We start from the raw sequence: 17,024 nt of genomic DNA on the forward strand, positions 1-17,024 counted from the left end.
TCAATCAAGAATTTGCCCGCATCAATCTGGTATGCAGCAATGCTGCATGTCCTACTCAGATTCACTTACAGGATTACTATAGTCTGTTGTTCTTGCGGCGGCTCCTATCTGAAACCTGCTAAGTAATTTTGAGGTACCTGATCAGGCTGCTGGCTCTGGCAGCAGGGCCTCATAGCGTTCTCTTGCATGCGCGGGGAAAGGGAAGGACTTTCGGGCTTCGCGATCCATATGGACACCGACGGCCTGCATGGTGGCAACGGGTGTGTTGGTGATTGAGTCAAACATGGTGTGTTTGAAGAGGATGGTCTTGTCGCGCATTTCTTTAATTTCAGAGCGTACGACAAGTAGGTCGCCTGCGGAGACCTCCGCCAGATACTTATATGTGATCTCCAGTGCAGCCATGCCTTTGTTGCTCTCGCGGATATAGGCTGGGGTGATGCCAATGTGGGCGAGCATGTGCCATGTCGCTTCATCAAATTTGGAGGTGTACCAGGCCACATTCATATGGCCCATGTGATCTTCCTGCTGCGGGTAAACAATCCCGCGATATGTCTCAAACATCTTTGTTTCCAATACAATCGCAATCCTGACCAGCCTATTGGGAAGAGTGCTGCAGGTCATTACGACTGTCGGATACCTTCAGGTGAACGTGAAAAAGCCGGTGCTCCTTATGGAACACCGGCTTTCCTATCATTGCTGTCTATGCGCTGCTTAGTAATTGCGCCAAAGGATGATGGCTGCTGCGAGCAGGAACTGGTCTTTCAGCACGAAGATGCCTGTACGGTTGAGGAGAGGGAAGAATGAATCCGCATCCCAGCCCGGTACGGAGAACATGAAGGTGAGGGTGCCGAGTGCTGTAGCAGCGATGCCGAGGACACCTAGACCGCCGAGGAAGCGATTGAATGGCAGGCAGAGCAGCAGCAGCAGGAAGACCCACTCAACGATACCGATGAAGTTGGAAGCGCCCTGAACATCCCAGATCTGATAGGTCCAGCTGAAGAGGATGTTGGACTGCATCAGGCGGACAATGCCTTGTGCCTCAAACTCATAAAACTTCATGGCGCCGATCCAGCCCATGACCAGTGCGATACCAGCGAAGCTTGCGAACACGGCCAGCTTTTTGAGAGAGCCTGCGGTCTGCTCCTTGCCAGCTGTGTGCATGTGATGCCCGAGGATGTACGCCGGGATTGCAAACATGGAGAGGTACTTCAGGAGGTTTTGGCCGGAGCCTATAATCGGGAAACCTCCGAGAGCATCCATCCACACAGGGTTTGTGAACAGGTAAAGGAAGTTCAGGGCGAAGATCAGCATGGCCATCAGGCAGCCAAGAATGCCAAGGCGGCGATCTTTCAGGCCAAGCAGAACCAGAATGCCTGCCGGGACTTCAAAAAGAGCCATCAGAACGCCGGTGAGAGGCACGCCGAGTGCTTGAACCACTCCACTGAATATGGGGCTGTTGCCGAGCCAGAACTCGATTTGCTGATGTTCCGGACCTGTCAGCTTTAGCAGGCCAACCCAGATCAGGTAGGTTGCTGTGACGAGTGTGAGATAGATAAAAAGAGCGTGATCTGAGGGGCGCAGATCTGTAATTTTTTTGAGGGCAGTAGAGGAGTGCGTCATGATTTTACTTCGCGTTTGTCGTTAGAGCACGTCGCGTTTATTTGCATTCACGCATCGCGATCTAACATCCTTGGTGGAGCGAATTCTTGTCGTTTGATTGTTTCCAATCAAAAGGAACGCGCTCTAATGCCTTGAAGAAACCACGGAAGAAGACGGCCAGAATGCGTATAACTCCTCAATACAGGATCACATGTAGCAAACCTCCAATAACACCGGCGTGATTTTAAGCATGAAGCTTAGGATTTGGCAGCATTCGCGATATGAATGGGATAGAGCAGCCTGGCCTGTTGGCTTTGAACGCAAAAAAAAAACGGCGCCTGAAAAACAGGCGCCGTTTTTTAAACTCGTGATGGGCGGGTCTTAGAGACCGATTGATGGATTTGCAGCTCCACGCAGGATCTGCGTCAGGAGACCATAATCAGCACCGCCGGTGCGTGTTTTTCTGCCGAGGTAATCAAAGACTTTTCCGTCTTCAATGCCGTAATCAGCAACGGACTTCACATAACCATCTTTATCAAAGTAAACAGCGACAACACGTTGGTCGACGATTGACGGAGACCAGAATGCCACTGTTTCGCTCTTTTGCGAGATATAATAGTAAGCTTCACCGTCCAGATTAGATGTGGTGGACGGGCTACCAAGGAGAAGTTCTACCTGCTCACGGCTGGAACCGACTTGAACATCTTGAATTGAATCAGGTGAAACAACCTGGCCATGTGTCAGTGTCTGGGTGAAGCAGCCGGCAAGTGGCAGGCTCAAAAAAGCGAGGAACACAGTACGGCGTGCGAATGCAATCATTCCAAACATCCTGTTGGCTTGCAAATTGCAGCAAAATGCAGCAAGCAAGCGGTTTAGATTCAGACTTGTGCTTATGCCATCCTCGTGGCAGTCACACAAGTAACTCGACAAGCGCAAGAGAGGTGCCATGATCTTCGGTTTTTTCCGTCGACGTAAAGACACATCCGTCAGAACAACTTACGAGCGGATCGTCGCGCAGGCACGACTACCAGTGTTTTATCAGCACTATGGTATACCTGATACGAGCGAAGGTCGCTTCGAGATGATTGTTTTGCACGCTTTTTGTGTCTTTCACCGGTTAGGAGGCGAAGATAAGGCGTCCCGGAAATTTGCACAGGCTGTATTCGATTATTTTTTTCAGGATATGGACCAGAGCATGCGAGAGATCGGTATTGGCGACGAAGGTGTGCGTAAACGGGTTCGAATTATGGTCGAATCGTTTTACGGACGCACAGCCAGCTATATGCAGGCTCTGGAAAACAAGGACAATTCCGCTCTATTTGAGGCCTTTGTAAGAAACATTTATGGCGAGAGCGGTGAAGCTGTTGCGATAAGAGCGCTGGTTCATTACATGCATGAAGCGGTGGAAGGCCTTGCTGCTCTTCCAACCCATGAAATTCTTGCGGGCGACGTCAAATTTGTGGCTCCAAAGATCGAACTTATAAGGGAAAGCGCCAGCGATGGCTGAAACTGAATACCCGTGGGCCTATTTATTCGATGCGGTGCGTCTTGGTAAGAAAACCAAACAGCTAAAGCTTGTCCTCAATGAGAATGAGCGGACGCAGATCGCCAAGGCCTATGATTTGATAGAGCTGCCTGAGTTCGAAGCCAACCTTGAAGTGCGTCCGTGGCGCCGTGATGGACTGGCGGTGCGCGGTCACATCCGCGCCAAAGCTATTCAACAATGTGTTGTTACGCTTGAGCCAGTTGAGTGCCTGGTGGACGAAGAGTTCGATCGTACATTTTTGCCGGATCAAGATTCCCGGGGGCGTCGTCGAAGTGATGATGATACCTTGGAAGTAGATCTGGATATTGATGAGAGTGATCCGCCGGATTATTTCGAAGGCCCGCAGGTGGACTTCGGAGCTGTTGTTTGTGAACACTTTGCGTTGGGTCTGGATCCATTTCCTCGGGCTAAAGGGGTTGAAATGGATGACAAATATGCTCCGGACCCGGAGGAAGAACTGAAACAGGATGAAGAGCAGAAGCCTTCTCCGTTTGCTGCACTAGAAGCCCTTAAAGGCAAAAAATAATCTTAGATTGCTGCAAAGGTTTTTTAGAGGTGGGTGTTGCGAGACGTTTATAATCGAGTATCTTCGCGACGCGCATTTCCACTGAACTTAGGGAAAATGCTCTTAACTATTCCGAGGTCTGCCGATACAAGGGCAGACTTTGTTGGGACAAGGCAAGAAATTGGAAATGTCTGAAAAAATACGTATTTCTCTTGATGCTATGGGGGGGGATTACGGTGTTGAGGTGGTGCTGCCTGGTGCTGATCAGGTGCTGCAACGCTGCCCGAATATCGAATTCCTACTTTTCGGTGACAGTAAAGTCATCGAGCCAATGCTCGAGGAATACCCTCGTCTGAAGCAGGCATCCGTTGTTCATCATACCGATGTGTCGATTGGCATGGACGAAAAACCGAGTCAGGCTTTGCGCAAGGGCCGCGGTAAATCTTCCATGTGGAATGCGATCGCTGCGGTCAAAAATTCTGAAGCAGATGTTGCTGTTTCCGCAGGCAATACGGGCGCGCTGATGGCGATGTCCAAGTTTTGCCTGCGCACCATGTCTGGTATTGAGCGTCCTGCGATTGCGGCAATGTGGCCGACACTTCGCGGTGAATCCATTGTGCTTGATGTGGGTGCTACAATTGGCGCGGATGCGCAGCAGCTGATCGACTTTGCTATTTTGGGCGGCGCTATGTGTCGTTCCGTTCATGGTGTGAAACAGCCGACTGTTGGTCTCCTTAATATTGGTGTTGAAGAGGTGAAGGGTGTTGAGGAAGTGCGTACAGCAGGCAAAATGCTGCGCGAACTGTCTCCTCCAAACCTTGTTTACTCCGGCTTTGTCGAGGGTGATGACATTGGTAAAGGCACCGTTGATGTTGTTGTGACCGAAGGGTTTGCCGGCAATATTGCACTCAAAACAGCTGAGGGAACCGCAAAACAGTTTGCTGGCTACCTACGGGCTGCTATGAAACGTACGCTTATGGCGAAAATCGGTTACTTTTTTGCACGAGGTGCTTTCGAGCGTCTTCGGGCGAAAATGGATCCGCGGAAAGTCAATGGCGGGGTCTTTCTTGGGCTCAATGGGATTGTTATCAAAAGCCATGGCGGAACAGACGCTGAAGGTTTTGGTGCTGCCATTGAACTTGCCTATGATATGGCCAAGAATGAATTGATTAAAAAGATCTCCGAGGATCTGGCAAACTACCATCGTGGTCGTTTCTCAGAGGCTGTAGAAAACTGAAGGGTTTAAAGTGAAGGCACTTCGCTCTGTATTTTTGGGCTGTGGCAGCTATCTGCCTGAAAAAGCACTTACTAACCAGCAGCTTACCGAGATTGTTGACACTTCTGATGAGTGGATCGTTCAGCGTACCGGGATCAAGAACCGTCATATAGCGGCAGAAGGTGAGTTTACGTCTCACCTTGCAGTGAATGCTGCCAAGGCTGCGCTGGAAAATGCCGGTGTTGATGCGCAGGACATTGATCTGATCATTCTGGCAACTTCAACACCTGACAATACGTTCCCAGCAACGGCTGTTGCTGTGCAGGCCGAACTTGGTATCAACCACGGTTTTGCGTTTGACGTTCAGGCTGTTTGCTCTGGTTTTGTTTATGCGGTTACCACTGCCGACGCATACCTGCGCGGTGGTCTGGCTAAGCGCGCACTTGTAATTGGCGCTGAAACATTCTCCCGCATTCTGGATTGGGAAGACCGTACGACTTGCGTTCTGTTTGGTGATGGCGCTGGCGCTGTTGTCATGGAAGCGCAGGAAGGTGAGGCTTCTGCTGAGACCAGCGGTGTGTTGACCTGTCATTTGCGTTCTGATGGCCGTCACAAAGAAAAGCTCTTTGTGGATGGTGGTCCTTCCACCACGCAGACAGCTGGTCATTTGCGCATGCAGGGCCGTGAAGTGTTCAAACACGCGGTTGGCATGGTCACTGATGTGATTGAAGCTGCCTTTGATGCCACTGGCACAACTGCGGAAGATCTGGACTGGTTTGTGCCGCACCAGGCGAACCAGCGCATCATTGATGCTTCTGCTAAGAAACTTGGCATCGCTCCTGAAAAGGTAGTGAAAACAGTTTCCGAGCACGGCAACACTTCAGCCGCATCGATTCCTTTGGCGCTGGACAGCATTGTTAAAGCTGGCAAGGTCAAAAAGGGAGATCTGATCATGCTGGAAGCAATGGGCGGCGGCTTTACCTGGGGTTCCGTACTCCTTAAGTGGTAAAAAGCGGCAAAAAACCCCAGAGGGTTGCATTTCTTAGCAAATGAGCTGTTGACCCTGACGCCGGTTGGCCATACCGTAACTTGTTGAAAGCAAGCTTTATTCTTACGGATCATGGCTTTACCGGAGGAGGGTGGAATGGGTAGTCACACTGTAACCCGCGCTGATTTATGTGAAGCGGTTTACCAGAAAGTCGGCCTATCTCGGACTGAATCTGCCGAACTCGTTGAGCAGGTACTTGCAGAAATTTCTGCCAGCCTGGAAGGCGGCGAGTCTGTCAAATTGTCTAGCTTTGGCTCTTTTGTTGTTCGCTCAAAAGGTGAACGCATTGGCCGTAACCCAAAAACAGGTGAGGAAGTTCCGATCTCTCCACGCCGGGTTATGGTATTCAAGCCAAGCAATGTTCTTAAGCAGCGCATTAATGATGCTCTGGTTGAGGGCGCCAGCTAATTTGCTGCCCCGATAATAGTAAGGTTTAGAGGGTCTGCATCGTGGAGAAGAGCGCCGACGCGTTCCGAACAATTAGTGAAGTAGCGAGTGAACTGGATCTACCGCAGCACGTTCTGCGGTTCTGGGAAACACGATTTACCCAGATCAGGCCTCTGAAAAGAGGCGGTGGACGGCGCTACTACAGACCTGACGACCTTGAGCTTTTGCGCGGTATTCGCCATTTGCTCTATGGGGAAGGCTATACGATTAAAGGCGTGCAACGTATTTTGCGAGAGCAAGGCGTGCGCGTCGTTATGGACGTTTGGAAAGAGGGTGGTGGCGTTGTCATCCCAACCTCGTCCAGCGCCAATACGCCTGTGGGCGTAGCACCTGATCCATCCCAAGTTTCTGAGGGTTCAGTGCGCAGTGCGGCGGAAGCTGCAGTTGCACAGGCTATCATGTCGTCTCCTGAAGAGATGTATGAGCCGCAGGAAGACTGGGTTGCTGAGCGGTCTGTTGAAGAGCAGGCGGTGCTTCCGCTTGAGAGCGAACCTGAGCCGCAGATGCCATTGCCGTCCGGTCTGTTGCCGGATGACGAGCCGGATCAGCATGGCAAAGGCGGGCATGGGGCGTTTGGCTTCATGGATCGCTTGATGGGTTCTGAAAAGGAAGAGACAGCTGGGTCTGCTGGACTTTCCAAGGACAATGTTGACCGGTTGCAATCCACGCTTTTTGAGCTGTTAGAGTGTAAGCGTATGCTGGATCAGGCGCGATAATCTGCAAAAAATGATAGGGTCTTGGGTTGGTGGAACGCTGACCTGAGCGTTGGTTTAAGGGCGTCAGGTACTGCTTTATTGCAGTCGGCGCCCTTTGCTGTTTCAGGTGCGCTGAAATTCATCCCGCAAAATGACTGTGGTTGTCAGGTCCTTAACACCGTCAGTGGATGCGATGGCGTCTCTGACGTTGTTGAGCATCTCCATTGAGGAGGCAACGACTTCGACCACAAGGTCGAGCTCTCCACTTACCGAACTCACGCGTTTAATTTCTGGAAACGCTGCCAATATGTCCAGGATTTCGCGCATGGGTGTGCGTGATAGGCGGATGAACAGGAAGGCGGAGATGTGTGTGGGATCGAGACCACCAATGTCTGCCCTGTAGCCTCGAATTGTGCCGTTGTTCTCCAGCCGTGTGATGCGTTCACTGGTGGCACTGCGAGACAGGTTGATACGGGCTGCCAGTGTTTTGATCGGGATACGGGCTTCTTTGGAAAGGATCGCGATAATCTCGCGATCGGTGGTGTCGAGCATTGAGATTCCTCTGCGTGGGCTATCAGGAAGAGTGCCGTTAAAATACTTATTAATCGCGACATAGTGGCGGTGCAACTGACATAAAGTCGGTGTTCTGAAATATCAGTGTGCGTTATATTCCGGGCAACCGGAGAGACTTATGACTGATATTAGCCATCCCGCCCCTAATTTTGACCGCGATACCATTGCAGCCCTTCTGCTGGAGCATTGGAACCTGAAAGGTGACTTGTCTCCATTGGAAAGCGAGCGCGACCAGAACCATCGCCTTGATGCAGAGGATGGCACCCGCTGGACGGTTAAGCTTGTTAATGCCAGTGAGCCCGACGCTGAGACTGGCTTCCAGACAGCCATGCTGCAGCATCTTGCTGTGTCCTCTCCGGATTTGCCTATGCCGCGCCTGCGCCTGACAAAGGATGGTGGAGCCACGCAGAGTGTCGCCGGACCGGATGGAGCATCTCATGCCATGCGTGTGGTTTCCTGGGTTCCAGGGGTGCCGTTGGCTGAAACTCAGCGTGAAGATGGTGTTGTTGCCAGTTTGGGGACGCTGCTTGGCAAGATGGATAAGGCGCTGCGTGGTTTTGTGCATCCAGGTGCTTTACGTAGTTTTGAGTGGGATTTACGTGCGGCTGGTGATGCGCGTGCGCGCCTGAGTGCCATTGGTGATCCTGATCAGCGGCGCGTGGTTGAGTACTTTATTGATCGGTTTGACGGGATTGTTGCTCCGCAGCTTGCCGACTTGAGAGCTGCTGTCATTCACAATGATGCAAATGACTGGAATGTGCTGGTTGATCCAGAAGATCATTCCCGCGTCTGTGGTCTGATTGATTTTGGTGACAGCCTGCATACGCCTGTGATTGCGGAAGTTGCAATTGCGGCGGCCTATACGATTATGGAGGTGCCTGATCCGATTGGAGCTGCTGCTGATTTGGCTGCTGCCTACCATGCTGAGTATCCGTTGGAAGAAGGGGAGGTTGATCTTCTCTTTGATCTGATTGCGATGCGGTTGGTGACGAGCGTGAGTTTGTCTGCTCTGCGGAAAGAGGAGACCGACGACAATCCATACCTTGCTGTCAGTGAAACACCAGCCTGGAACCTGCTTTACAAACTTTATGGCATGAAACCATCATTTGCGACTGCAATCCTGCGCAAGGCCTGTGGCTTTGATGCGGTGCCGGGTGCTCGGAAGGTGGCGGCGTTTTGTGCAAAAAACCGGAACTCATTTGCCCCGTTGTTTGCGCGCCATCCCAAGCTCATGTCCAAGGCGCTGGTGCCTTATGCTGATCCTGAGAATGAGATGACTGTGACGTCTCGTGATCGACAGCCAGAAGCTGCACAGGAATGGTGGGAAGAGTACTGCGAGGCGCATGGCGTTGAACTTGGCATTGGGCCATGGGGTGAAAGCCGTAGTGTTTATTCCTCCGACTTCTTTGAGAGTCGTTTCATTGAGGGAGAGCGTCGCCGGAACCATCTGGGGTTTGATTTGTTCCTGCCGTCAGGAACCCGTGTTTGTGCGCCTATGGATGGAAAAGTGCGGTCTGTGGTGATTGAGACGGATCCGCTTGGTTATGGCTGCATGATTGCGCTGGATCATGAAACGGATTGCGGTCAGCCGTTTGTGAGCCTTTGGGGGCACATGGCGCATGAGGCGGCGAGCCGATTGAGCGTGGGTGATGTGATCAAGGCCGGTGAGACAGTTGGGTATCTGGGTGCAGAAGATGAAAATGGTGGCTGGGCTCCCCATCTTCACCTACAGCTATGTGCAGATGTTTCTTTGAGTGCCGAAGAAATCCTTGGTGTTGGTGAAGAGAAGTATCTTGATGTGTGGGCAGATTTGTTCCCGTCCGCTATCGATTTTGCCGGGCTCCCGCAAGAAACACTGGGCAGTGCTGGACGATCAGTCTGCGATATCGTTTCATCGCGCCGTCAAAATCTGCTGCCGAACCTTTCCATCTCATACAGCGAACCGATCAAGTTTGTGCGTGGCGAGGGGGCTTACCTTATCGACCATCGCGGGCGGGCTTATCTGGACTGTTTTAACAATGTCTGCCATCTGGGTCATGCACATCCAGATGTGGTTGAGGCCTTGTCTCATCAGGCGGGTTTGCTCAACACCAATACACGGTATTTGCACGACAACATCGTTGAGTACTCTGAGCGTCTGACAGCGACACTGCCGGATGATCTGGCGGTTGCTTCGTTTGTGTGTACGGGCAGTGAGGCGAACAGCCTGATGCTTCGCATGGCAGAGGCGCATACCGGGCGTCGTGATGCAGTTGTTCTGGATTGGGCTTATCATGGCACGACACCTGAGCTGATTGCGCTGAGCCCTTACAAATACAAGCGCAACGGTGGTAAAGGACGGCCTGATCATGTGTTTGAGGCAGCTATTCCGGACGCCTATCGTGCTCCGGCTGACTGGGCACCTGAGGAGATCGCTGCACGTTATGTGCAAAATGTTGCTGAGCAGCTGGACTTGATGAAAAAACAAGGCCGTGCCCCAGCATTCTTCATTGCTGAATCAATTCCAAGTGTGGCTGGTCAGGTGTTCATGCCAGATGGCTATCTGGAGGAGGTCTACAAGCTGATCCGTGCGGAGGGTGGCCTGTGCGTTGCTGATGAAGTGCAGGTTGGGTTTGGCCGTGTCGGATCGCATTGGTGGGCTTTTGAAACACAAGGTGTGACGCCGGATGTGGTTACTATGGGCAAGCCGATTGGCAGTGGTCATCCTATGGCCGCGCTTGTGACCACTCGCGAGGTTGCTGCCAGCTTTAACAATGGCATGGAATACTTCAACACCTTTGGCGGTAATCCGGTCTCCTGTGCTGTCGGGCTTTCTGTGCTGAACGTGATTGAGCGGGATGGATTGCGTGAGAATGCGCGTGTTGTTGGTGATTACATCCTTTCGGGCTTCCGAAAGATGATGGAAAAGTATGAGTTTGTTGGCGATGTGCGCGGGATGGGACTATTCCTTGGTATCGAGCTGGTGAAAGACCGGCGTACCAAAGAGCCTGCAACAGATATGGCGAAACGTATTGCCAACCGCGCAAAAGACCTTGGTATTCTGATGGGAACCGAGGGGCCTTATGACAATGTGTTGAAGATGCGGCCACCGATGATTTTTTCTAAGGAAAATGCGGATTACCTGCTGGATGTCCTTGATCAGGCCATGAATGAGTCTGTTTCAGCTCTGGAAACCATGTAAACTATCAAAAAAGGGCCAAAGTCTGGCCTTTTTTACCTGAAGAATAGGCGGGGACAGGAAGTTGTCTCCGCTTTTTCTTTGTCCTGAGGGCTAACGGGATGAAGGTAAGGGTGAGTTCAATTCATGTTCAAAATCCGGAGGCGTCGCTCTTGATCGCAACGTCCTGAGCGCTCCGGCTTGTTGTTTTGGGTTTGTTTTAGAACAGGTTGGCTTGCCATCCTTTAAAGAACAGGCCCCAGAGTTTGAAGGTGGGCGAACATGGTAACCATTGAAAGCAGTGCAAGCATTACGGCCTGGGGTGAGCGAACCTTTGGGCAAGTGGCTGACCTGAATGCGTTGATTGCGCGGGCAAAAGAAGAGCTTGCCGCTCTGCAACTGGCTGTCGAAAGCGGCGAGAGTTCACGTGATGTCGCTGCTGATGCCGCGGAGATTGCGATCCTGCTGCATCGTCTTGTTGGTTTGCATGGTGCTGAGCTTTCATTTGCCGTTGACGAGAAAATGGCTCGCAACCGCACGCGTATCTGGTCTCTGGCTGGTGATGGTACTGGTCGCCACGTTGCCTAAGCTTTTGATTGCTGCTGCGGGCTGATCTGCCTGCGGCTCTGATCTCAACTTATCCCCCTTGTTGCGCTGGATGGTACGCTTTTGCGTAGGCTAGGCGATCTATGGGGATCATGATGAGTGAGACGACATCGCATCTTAAACTGCCATTTCTGGCAGCTGCTCAAGCGCAAAAGCATGTCACGCACAACGAGGCTTTGGCACTTGTTGATCTGGTTGTGCAGCTTTGCGTTGTTTCCAACAGTGTGAGTGCACCACCTGCAGGCCCCGCAGAAGGGGAGCGTTATATCGTTCCTGCAGCTGCGACAGGTGCTTTTGCAGGACAGGAGAGTAAGATCGCGGCCTTTGATGGTGATATCTGGCGATTTTTAGCTCCAGTTGAAGGTTGGGCGGCCTGGGTGCAAAGCCTTGGCGCGATGCAGGTTTACTCAGATGGTAAATGGATTGGGTATTCTTCTGTCGCTGGACTGGGCGTTGATGACGTTACCGGCGGTGCGGCCTTTCAGCAGGAAAAGACTGTGCTGAGCGAGAGCGCTCATGGTGCGCAGAGCCAGTTTGTGACCGCAGATGAGCTGATCACCGTTTCTGGCGGTTTTACTGAAAGCTCTTTGGTTATTCCCTCCCGTGCAATCGTGTTTTGTGTGTCCACCCGCGTGGTTGAGGCTGTCACGGGTGCAAGCTCCTACGATTGCGGAACTGCTGGTGAGGCTGGCAAGTTTGGAGGCTCTTTGGGGATTGCCGTTGGTTCTAATAATGCAGGCGTGATTGGACCAACTGCGTATTATGCGGACACGCCAGTCCGGATTACTGCGAATACTGGCAGCTTTACCGGAGGCAAGGTTCGATTGTCCTTACATTTCTTCCTGCCAGTGGTGCCGCAGACCTGAGCGATATCTTTGAATTTCATAGGCCGCATCTGCGGTCTTTTTTGTGTTTGCACGGGGGCTTTGGCTCCCGTTTTTTATTAGGAGAGTGAGAGATGCAAGATACCTTTCAACTGATCGTTTCGGACTTGCTTGAGAGTGAAGGAGGGTTTACCCATCGAAGCCGGAAGGCTGATCCGGGTGGTCCTACAAACTTTGGCATCACACAGAAGACCTTGAGTGCATGGCGGGGGGAAACTGTCAGCGTTCAGGAGGTGCGGTCTATGGAGCAGGCTGAGGCTGTCGATATCTTTCGGGCACAGTATTGGGATGCTGTGAAGGGAGACAAAATGCCTTCGGGCTTGGACTATGCGCTTTTTGATTTCGCCGTGAACTCAGGACCTGCGCGGGCGGTCAAGACGCTTCAGAGTATTCTGGGCGTTGCTGCTGATGGTCTGGCTGGTGTTGAAACGCTTGGGGCACTCAAGACGCACAATCTCCGTGATCTGGTGGGTACACTTTCTGCTGAGCGCTTGCGTTTCATGAAGCGGCTTAAGAACTGGCCCTACAACAAAAATGGATGGATGCGCCGGGTGAGGGATGTTCAGCAACGGTCACTTGAGTTGATCAAATCGCCAGCGTCAGCGGTTCAAACATTGCGTGTCCGTGATGGCGTTGTGCCGGATGGGGCTGCCAAAGCGCGGGGCGAAGAAACCTCTGCAATGAGCACCTGGTTGACGCCAGAGGGCGTGAGTAAGGCCGGGGTTCTGATTTCCGGCATATCCGGCATGCTTGCTGGTTCCGGGCCGTTGCAGTGGGCGTTTGCTTTTGCGCTTGTTGTTGCAGCAGGCATTGGTGGCTATCTGATGATCCAGAAAGAGCGAATGGCATAGATTTGAGCGGCACTGCGACTGGAAGGGAGCTTACGCAGCGGTGCCGTAAAGCTCCCCAGCGATTTTGGAGCATCGGGCAATCTGTAATGGGAACTACCAATGACGTTCTGCTAAGGACGTTTTAGTGTGCTTGCAGGTTCTCCCATTACAACCGGGCATCCAAATTCTGAACTGCTGGAAAGGCATTGCAGGTTCCATGAAAAAACTTAGCTTCATTTCTCTTCTTCTTGGTTTTACGGCTCTTACACATGCGCATGCGCATGCGGGTGAGGTGGTTGATCTGCTGATCACCAACGCGCACGTTCTGACCATGGATGCACAAAAAACCGTTTATGACCGTGGGCTTGTGGCAATCAAGGGCAACAAGATTGTTGCGGTGTCTGATGGGTCTGACAGTGCTGACTATAGTGCCGACAAAACCATCGATGCGGATGGCGATATTGTTATGCCCGGCATGATCAATGCGCACACCCACGTTTCTATGACTGTGTTCCGCTCACTGGCTGATGATGTTCCTGATCGCCTGCATCGGTATATCTTCCCGTTGGAAGGGGCGCTCGTCTCGCGTGATATGGTTCGTATTGGTGCAAACCTTGGTAATGTGGAGATGCTGAAGGGTGGCGTCACCACCTATGCTGATATGTATTACTTTGAGGATGAAGTTGCGAAGACGGTCGACCAGATCGGTATGCGCGCTGTGCTTGGTGAGACTGTGATCAAGTTTCCGGTGGCGGATGCTAAAAATGCAGAAGAGGGCATCAACTATGCTTTGAACTTCATTGAGGAATATAAAGACCATCCGCGGATCACACCAGCATTTGCACCTCATGCGCCGTATACAAACACAACTGAAGTGCTCGTGAAGGTAAATGAACTGGCGCAAGAGAAGGATGTTCCGGTCCTGATCCATCTGTCTGAATCTTCTCGTGAAAGTGAGAAGATTGAAAAGCGGATGCCCGGCAAAACGCCAATCGGTTACATGGCGGAAATCGGAGCATTGTCAAAACATTGGGTGGCAGCGCATGCCATCACAGCAAATGATGATGATATCCAGATCTTGAAGGATCATGATGTTGGTGTCTCTCACAATATGAGTGCCAACATCAAATCAGCGAAGGGTGTTGCACCTGCCTTGAAGATGTTCGATCAGGGGCTTCGTATCGGACTTGGAACAGATGGCCCGATGTCTGGCAACACGCTTTCCATCATTGATGAGTTGGGGCAGGTGGCGAAGGTTCACAAACTGGCCAACAAAGACCGGGCTGCGATGCCTCCGGTCAAAGTGGTTGAAATGGCAACCATTGGTGCTGCTCGTGCGCTGCATATGGAGGATAAGATCGGATCATTGGAAGTTGGGAAACTGGCTGATGTGATCATCATCGACACCAAAGCGCCCAACATGGTGCCAATCTTTAACCCATACTCTGCGCTGGTCTATTCTGCTTACGCCACCAATGTCAGCACCTCGATTGTTGATGGCCGTATCCTGATGGACAAGCGTGACGTGCTGACCGTGGATGAAGATCAAATCCGAAAGGAAGCGCAGGAATTTGCTGAGGTTGTCCGCAAAACAGTCATCGATAAAGGTGAAGTTGTTCAATAGGTCTTATTGAGAATTACATTTACGAGGGGACTGGCTTGGTCAGTCCCCTTTTTTTGTGCAAGCAACTGCACATTATCCGGTGCGGCAGGTTAGGTTGACCCAACCCGCAAAAATATTGGTTTTGTGAGAAAAATGGTCGGGTAGGCCGGATTTGAACCGACGACCCCTTCACCCCCAGTCACGGGCATCTACCTCAACTCATTGATGTTTAACAATTGGCACCACTTTACTAATTCAATAAAGCCAATGAATCTAACAGGGCCAGTCTGGGCTTGGTACGAGTGTACCAACGTCCAGCGCGGCTGCAGCGCTGGCCAAATACTCTGGACTAAAGCGAGCGTAGACCTTGCGAGTAATGTTGATACTCTCGTGCCCCAAAAACTGACTTACTTCGTCCATTGGTACACCTGCCTCGATCATCCAAACTGCTGCAGTATGCCGTAAAACATGGGGGGAAACATCGTTCAGGTTCGCCCGTTCCACTGCACGCTTGAACCCTCGTTTGATGCTCGTGAGGGACTCGCCGCGCCACTCTATAACGTGATCGCAGGATCTATTGATCTGAGCTGATTTGAGTTCGGCGTACAATAGATCGTTGATAGGCACAACGGCACGGCCCTTTTGCATCATACTTGCCAGAGGGTCTTTCAAGATGATTTTTCGTCTGTCGAAATCAACTCGATCCCAGGTCAATTGTAATATTGCCTCTACGCGAGCAGCTGTGGTGAGGAGTAGTATTATCGCGAGACGGATATGTGGGCTGTTGGCGGCGGCTACGAGCTTTGAGAACTCAGCTTTTGTGAGATGCCTGTCCCGTGGAGGCGGGTCACTGGGGACTTCGATAAATGGTGCCTCATCAAGGTACTTGTGTTTAACCGCCCATCTGAGCGCGAGGCGTAGATATTTTAGTTCACTAACAAACGTGGACTGCTTTCTTCCTTGCTTCGCTCGAAATACCGCATAATCCCTGCAATGCTGTACCGTGATGTCTTCTGGGACTTTGTTCCCAAAATGTGGAGCGAGAGCTTTCCAATAGTGGCCCATTGTTTCGTGGGCCCGCTTCCCTTGAGCTTTCTTGTCTTGTTGGCAGAGTTTATACAAATCAGCCACAGAGTGTTTTGTGTAACCCTCTGCGGCTTTTATGATGTTGGGGAGTATGCGCTCAGCTAGATGGTACTCAGTCGCGCCCGTCGAAATTCTTCTGCGCTTGCCTGTGTTTGGGTCTTTGAACTCGACGACCCACTTTCCTCTGTGGCTAGTGAGCTTATACTCTGCTCCCATTGCTCTACCTCCGAAACCGGGATGCGGTACGCTGTGCCAAATCGCGTGCCGTGAAGTTCTCCTCGGTTGATCATGTTACGAATGGCTTGATCTGACAAGCCCCAGCGCTTGGCGACCTCTTTAGGGGTTAGCATCGTCCTACCTTCCATCTCAATAGTCCTCTTTGGTGTTGACGTAGAAGAAGCAGTGTTAACTCTCTGACTATTCGGCATTTCTATCATCCTTCAAATCAGTCGCTAGCGACCTGAGTATAAACATGCGGTTGGTGGGTTTAGATGGTTATTGCGATCAGTAGTTTTTCAAGAAAGTTGGATGTGTGGTCATGGAGGGCTTCTGGCATGTGTTCTTTGACCTGCTCTACAAGCTCTGGAGGAGCATTTACAGCAACAGCAGTCAGGATCTCTGCCAAGGCCTCAGGCTTGGTCGTTAGCTTGATGCCGATGTGAATGGGGGTCATGCCGGGCTCCAGCTGCATCACTCACTCCTACGGTTATCGAAGAGAGAAAAAGGGAGAGAGGTAGTCACGACCCAGAGGTGATACATGTTGGCACCGTCAACGATTTCTGCCTGTGGAGGGTAAACTTCGACGGCGGTGGCGGTTGGTCCAGCAAGCTCATCTTTAATGCGTTGCATTTCGGGCCATGATGGGCGGACTTCAGAGAGGCACGTGATTGCAAGGTGGTGGATGCCGTTGGATAGTGTGCGGTCCAGAACGCTAAACACATCATTCTTATGCGCTCTGGTGAACTCTGCCGCCCATCCGTGCCCAACGGTCCCCTCGGAAAACTCTTTGATCTGCCATATCCCCCAGTCCTCACGTGCTCGATTGATTTTCTCGCGCTTTATAAGCTTTTGTTGCTCTCTCTTAGAGAGATCGTATGGAGTCAGGTCGATTGTCATTGCGGTGCCTTGCAGTGTTGAGAGAAGGGGTAGCGGCTCAGGTGCGCCTTTCCTGAGCCGCTACTGCCGAGGCGACGCTTTCGCGCTTGGGAGGAGTAACCCTTCCGTGGCTA

Annotated in this window: 19 protein-coding genes; 11 read left to right on the forward strand and 8 right to left on the reverse strand. The window is 51.7% G+C overall.

The window, feature by feature from the left end; translation table 11 throughout:
• Positions 1-141: 141 nt before the first annotated feature.
• The 3 genes from PsAD5_RS07375 to PsAD5_RS07385 all read right to left on the reverse strand — a co-directional run bounded on the left by PsAD5_RS07375 (position 142) and on the right by PsAD5_RS07385 (position 2,418).
• Positions 142-561 (reverse strand): acyl-CoA thioesterase, encoded by a 420-nt coding sequence (locus tag PsAD5_RS07375; protein WP_063291617.1) that lies wholly within the window; start codon positions 559-561, stop codon positions 142-144.
• 150 nt (positions 562-711) lie between these two features.
• On the reverse strand, positions 712-1,620 hold the full coding sequence (locus PsAD5_RS07380; protein WP_063289202.1) for a DUF417 family protein: 909 nt from the start codon (positions 1,618-1,620) through the stop codon (positions 712-714).
• Between the two features lie 360 nt (positions 1,621-1,980).
• Entirely contained in the window at positions 1,981-2,418 is a 438-nt protein-coding gene (locus PsAD5_RS07385; protein ID WP_057464446.1) for an outer membrane protein assembly factor BamE, read from the reverse strand.
• A 127-nt stretch (positions 2,419-2,545) separates the two neighbouring features.
• Between PsAD5_RS07385 and PsAD5_RS07390 the strand changes: the two genes are divergently transcribed.
• The 6 genes from PsAD5_RS07390 to PsAD5_RS07415 all read left to right on the forward strand — a co-directional run bounded on the left by PsAD5_RS07390 (position 2,546) and on the right by PsAD5_RS07415 (position 7,077).
• Positions 2,546-3,106, forward strand: a complete 561-nt coding sequence (locus tag PsAD5_RS07390; RefSeq protein WP_208987852.1) for a ubiquinol-cytochrome C chaperone family protein — start codon at positions 2,546-2,548, stop codon at positions 3,104-3,106.
• On the forward strand, positions 3,099-3,671 hold the full coding sequence (locus tag PsAD5_RS07395; protein ID WP_063291618.1) for a DUF177 domain-containing protein: 573 nt from the start codon (positions 3,099-3,101) through the stop codon (positions 3,669-3,671). The genes PsAD5_RS07390 and PsAD5_RS07395 overlap by 8 nt, the downstream gene beginning before the upstream one ends.
• Before the next feature lie 166 nt (positions 3,672-3,837).
• Positions 3,838-4,887: a phosphate acyltransferase PlsX gene (gene plsX / locus PsAD5_RS07400; protein ID WP_063291619.1), complete on the forward strand. Its 1,050-nt coding sequence runs from the start codon at positions 3,838-3,840 to the stop codon at positions 4,885-4,887.
• A 10-nt stretch (positions 4,888-4,897) separates the two neighbouring features.
• Positions 4,898-5,875: a beta-ketoacyl-ACP synthase III gene (locus tag PsAD5_RS07405; protein WP_057464305.1), complete on the forward strand. Its 978-nt coding sequence runs from the start codon at positions 4,898-4,900 to the stop codon at positions 5,873-5,875.
• Positions 5,876-6,010: 135 nt separating this feature from the next.
• Positions 6,011-6,322, forward strand: a complete 312-nt coding sequence (locus PsAD5_RS07410) for an integration host factor subunit alpha (RefSeq protein WP_057464306.1) — start codon at positions 6,011-6,013, stop codon at positions 6,320-6,322.
• A gap of 41 nt (positions 6,323-6,363) precedes the next feature.
• Positions 6,364-7,077, forward strand: a complete 714-nt coding sequence (locus PsAD5_RS07415; RefSeq protein ID WP_063291620.1) for a MerR family transcriptional regulator — start codon at positions 6,364-6,366, stop codon at positions 7,075-7,077.
• Between the two features lie 102 nt (positions 7,078-7,179).
• Here PsAD5_RS07415 and PsAD5_RS07420 read toward each other — a convergent pair whose 3' ends face one another.
• Complete coding sequence (locus tag PsAD5_RS07420; protein ID WP_063289199.1) at positions 7,180-7,608, reverse strand: Lrp/AsnC family transcriptional regulator; 429 nt, start codon at positions 7,606-7,608, stop codon at positions 7,180-7,182.
• A gap of 139 nt (positions 7,609-7,747) precedes the next feature.
• Here PsAD5_RS07420 and PsAD5_RS07425 point away from each other — a divergent pair, with 139 nt between their 5' ends.
• The 5 genes from PsAD5_RS07425 (at position 7,748) to PsAD5_RS07445 (ending at position 14,730) form a co-directional block, all read left to right on the forward strand.
• The gene (locus PsAD5_RS07425; RefSeq protein ID WP_063291621.1) at positions 7,748-10,810 is read left to right on the forward strand and encodes an aminotransferase class III-fold pyridoxal phosphate-dependent enzyme; all 3,063 of its coding nucleotides are present in this window, start codon (positions 7,748-7,750) and stop codon (positions 10,808-10,810) included.
• A 258-nt stretch (positions 10,811-11,068) separates the two neighbouring features.
• A complete protein-coding gene (locus tag PsAD5_RS07430; RefSeq protein ID WP_063289197.1) occupies positions 11,069-11,374 on the forward strand; it encodes a hypothetical protein in 306 nt (101 codons plus the stop codon).
• A 113-nt stretch (positions 11,375-11,487) separates the two neighbouring features.
• Positions 11,488-12,258 (forward strand): DUF2793 domain-containing protein, encoded by a 771-nt coding sequence (locus PsAD5_RS07435; protein WP_063291622.1) that lies wholly within the window; start codon positions 11,488-11,490, stop codon positions 12,256-12,258.
• Between the two features lie 92 nt (positions 12,259-12,350).
• Complete coding sequence (locus PsAD5_RS07440; RefSeq protein ID WP_063291623.1) at positions 12,351-13,127, forward strand: glycoside hydrolase family 108 protein; 777 nt, start codon at positions 12,351-12,353, stop codon at positions 13,125-13,127.
• A gap of 196 nt (positions 13,128-13,323) precedes the next feature.
• Positions 13,324-14,730, forward strand: a complete 1,407-nt coding sequence (locus PsAD5_RS07445) for an amidohydrolase (RefSeq protein WP_063291632.1) — start codon at positions 13,324-13,326, stop codon at positions 14,728-14,730.
• A 252-nt stretch (positions 14,731-14,982) separates the two neighbouring features.
• Here the strand turns inward: PsAD5_RS07445 and PsAD5_RS07450 are convergent, their stop codons facing one another.
• Genes PsAD5_RS07450 through PsAD5_RS07460 form a run of 4 tightly spaced genes read right to left on the reverse strand, consistent with a single transcriptional unit; the run spans position 14,983 to position 16,911 of the window.
• Entirely contained in the window at positions 14,983-16,011 is a 1,029-nt protein-coding gene (locus PsAD5_RS07450; protein ID WP_063291624.1) for a tyrosine-type recombinase/integrase, read from the reverse strand.
• A complete protein-coding gene (locus tag PsAD5_RS28795) occupies positions 15,897-16,232 on the reverse strand; it encodes a helix-turn-helix domain-containing protein (protein WP_084405923.1) in 336 nt (111 codons plus the stop codon). Before PsAD5_RS28795 ends, PsAD5_RS07450 begins: the two co-directional genes overlap by 115 nt.
• 50 nt (positions 16,233-16,282) lie before the next feature.
• On the reverse strand, positions 16,283-16,486 hold the full coding sequence (locus PsAD5_RS07455; protein WP_063291625.1) for a hypothetical protein: 204 nt from the start codon (positions 16,484-16,486) through the stop codon (positions 16,283-16,285).
• Positions 16,486-16,911 (reverse strand): DUF7694 domain-containing protein, encoded by a 426-nt coding sequence (locus tag PsAD5_RS07460; protein ID WP_063291626.1) that lies wholly within the window; start codon positions 16,909-16,911, stop codon positions 16,486-16,488. Before PsAD5_RS07460 ends, PsAD5_RS07455 begins: the two co-directional genes overlap by 1 nt.
• Positions 16,912-17,024: the final 113 nt, after the last annotated feature.

Source organism: Pseudovibrio sp. Ad5, assembly GCF_001623095.1.
Classification (GTDB): Bacteria; Pseudomonadota; Alphaproteobacteria; order Rhizobiales; family Stappiaceae; genus Pseudovibrio.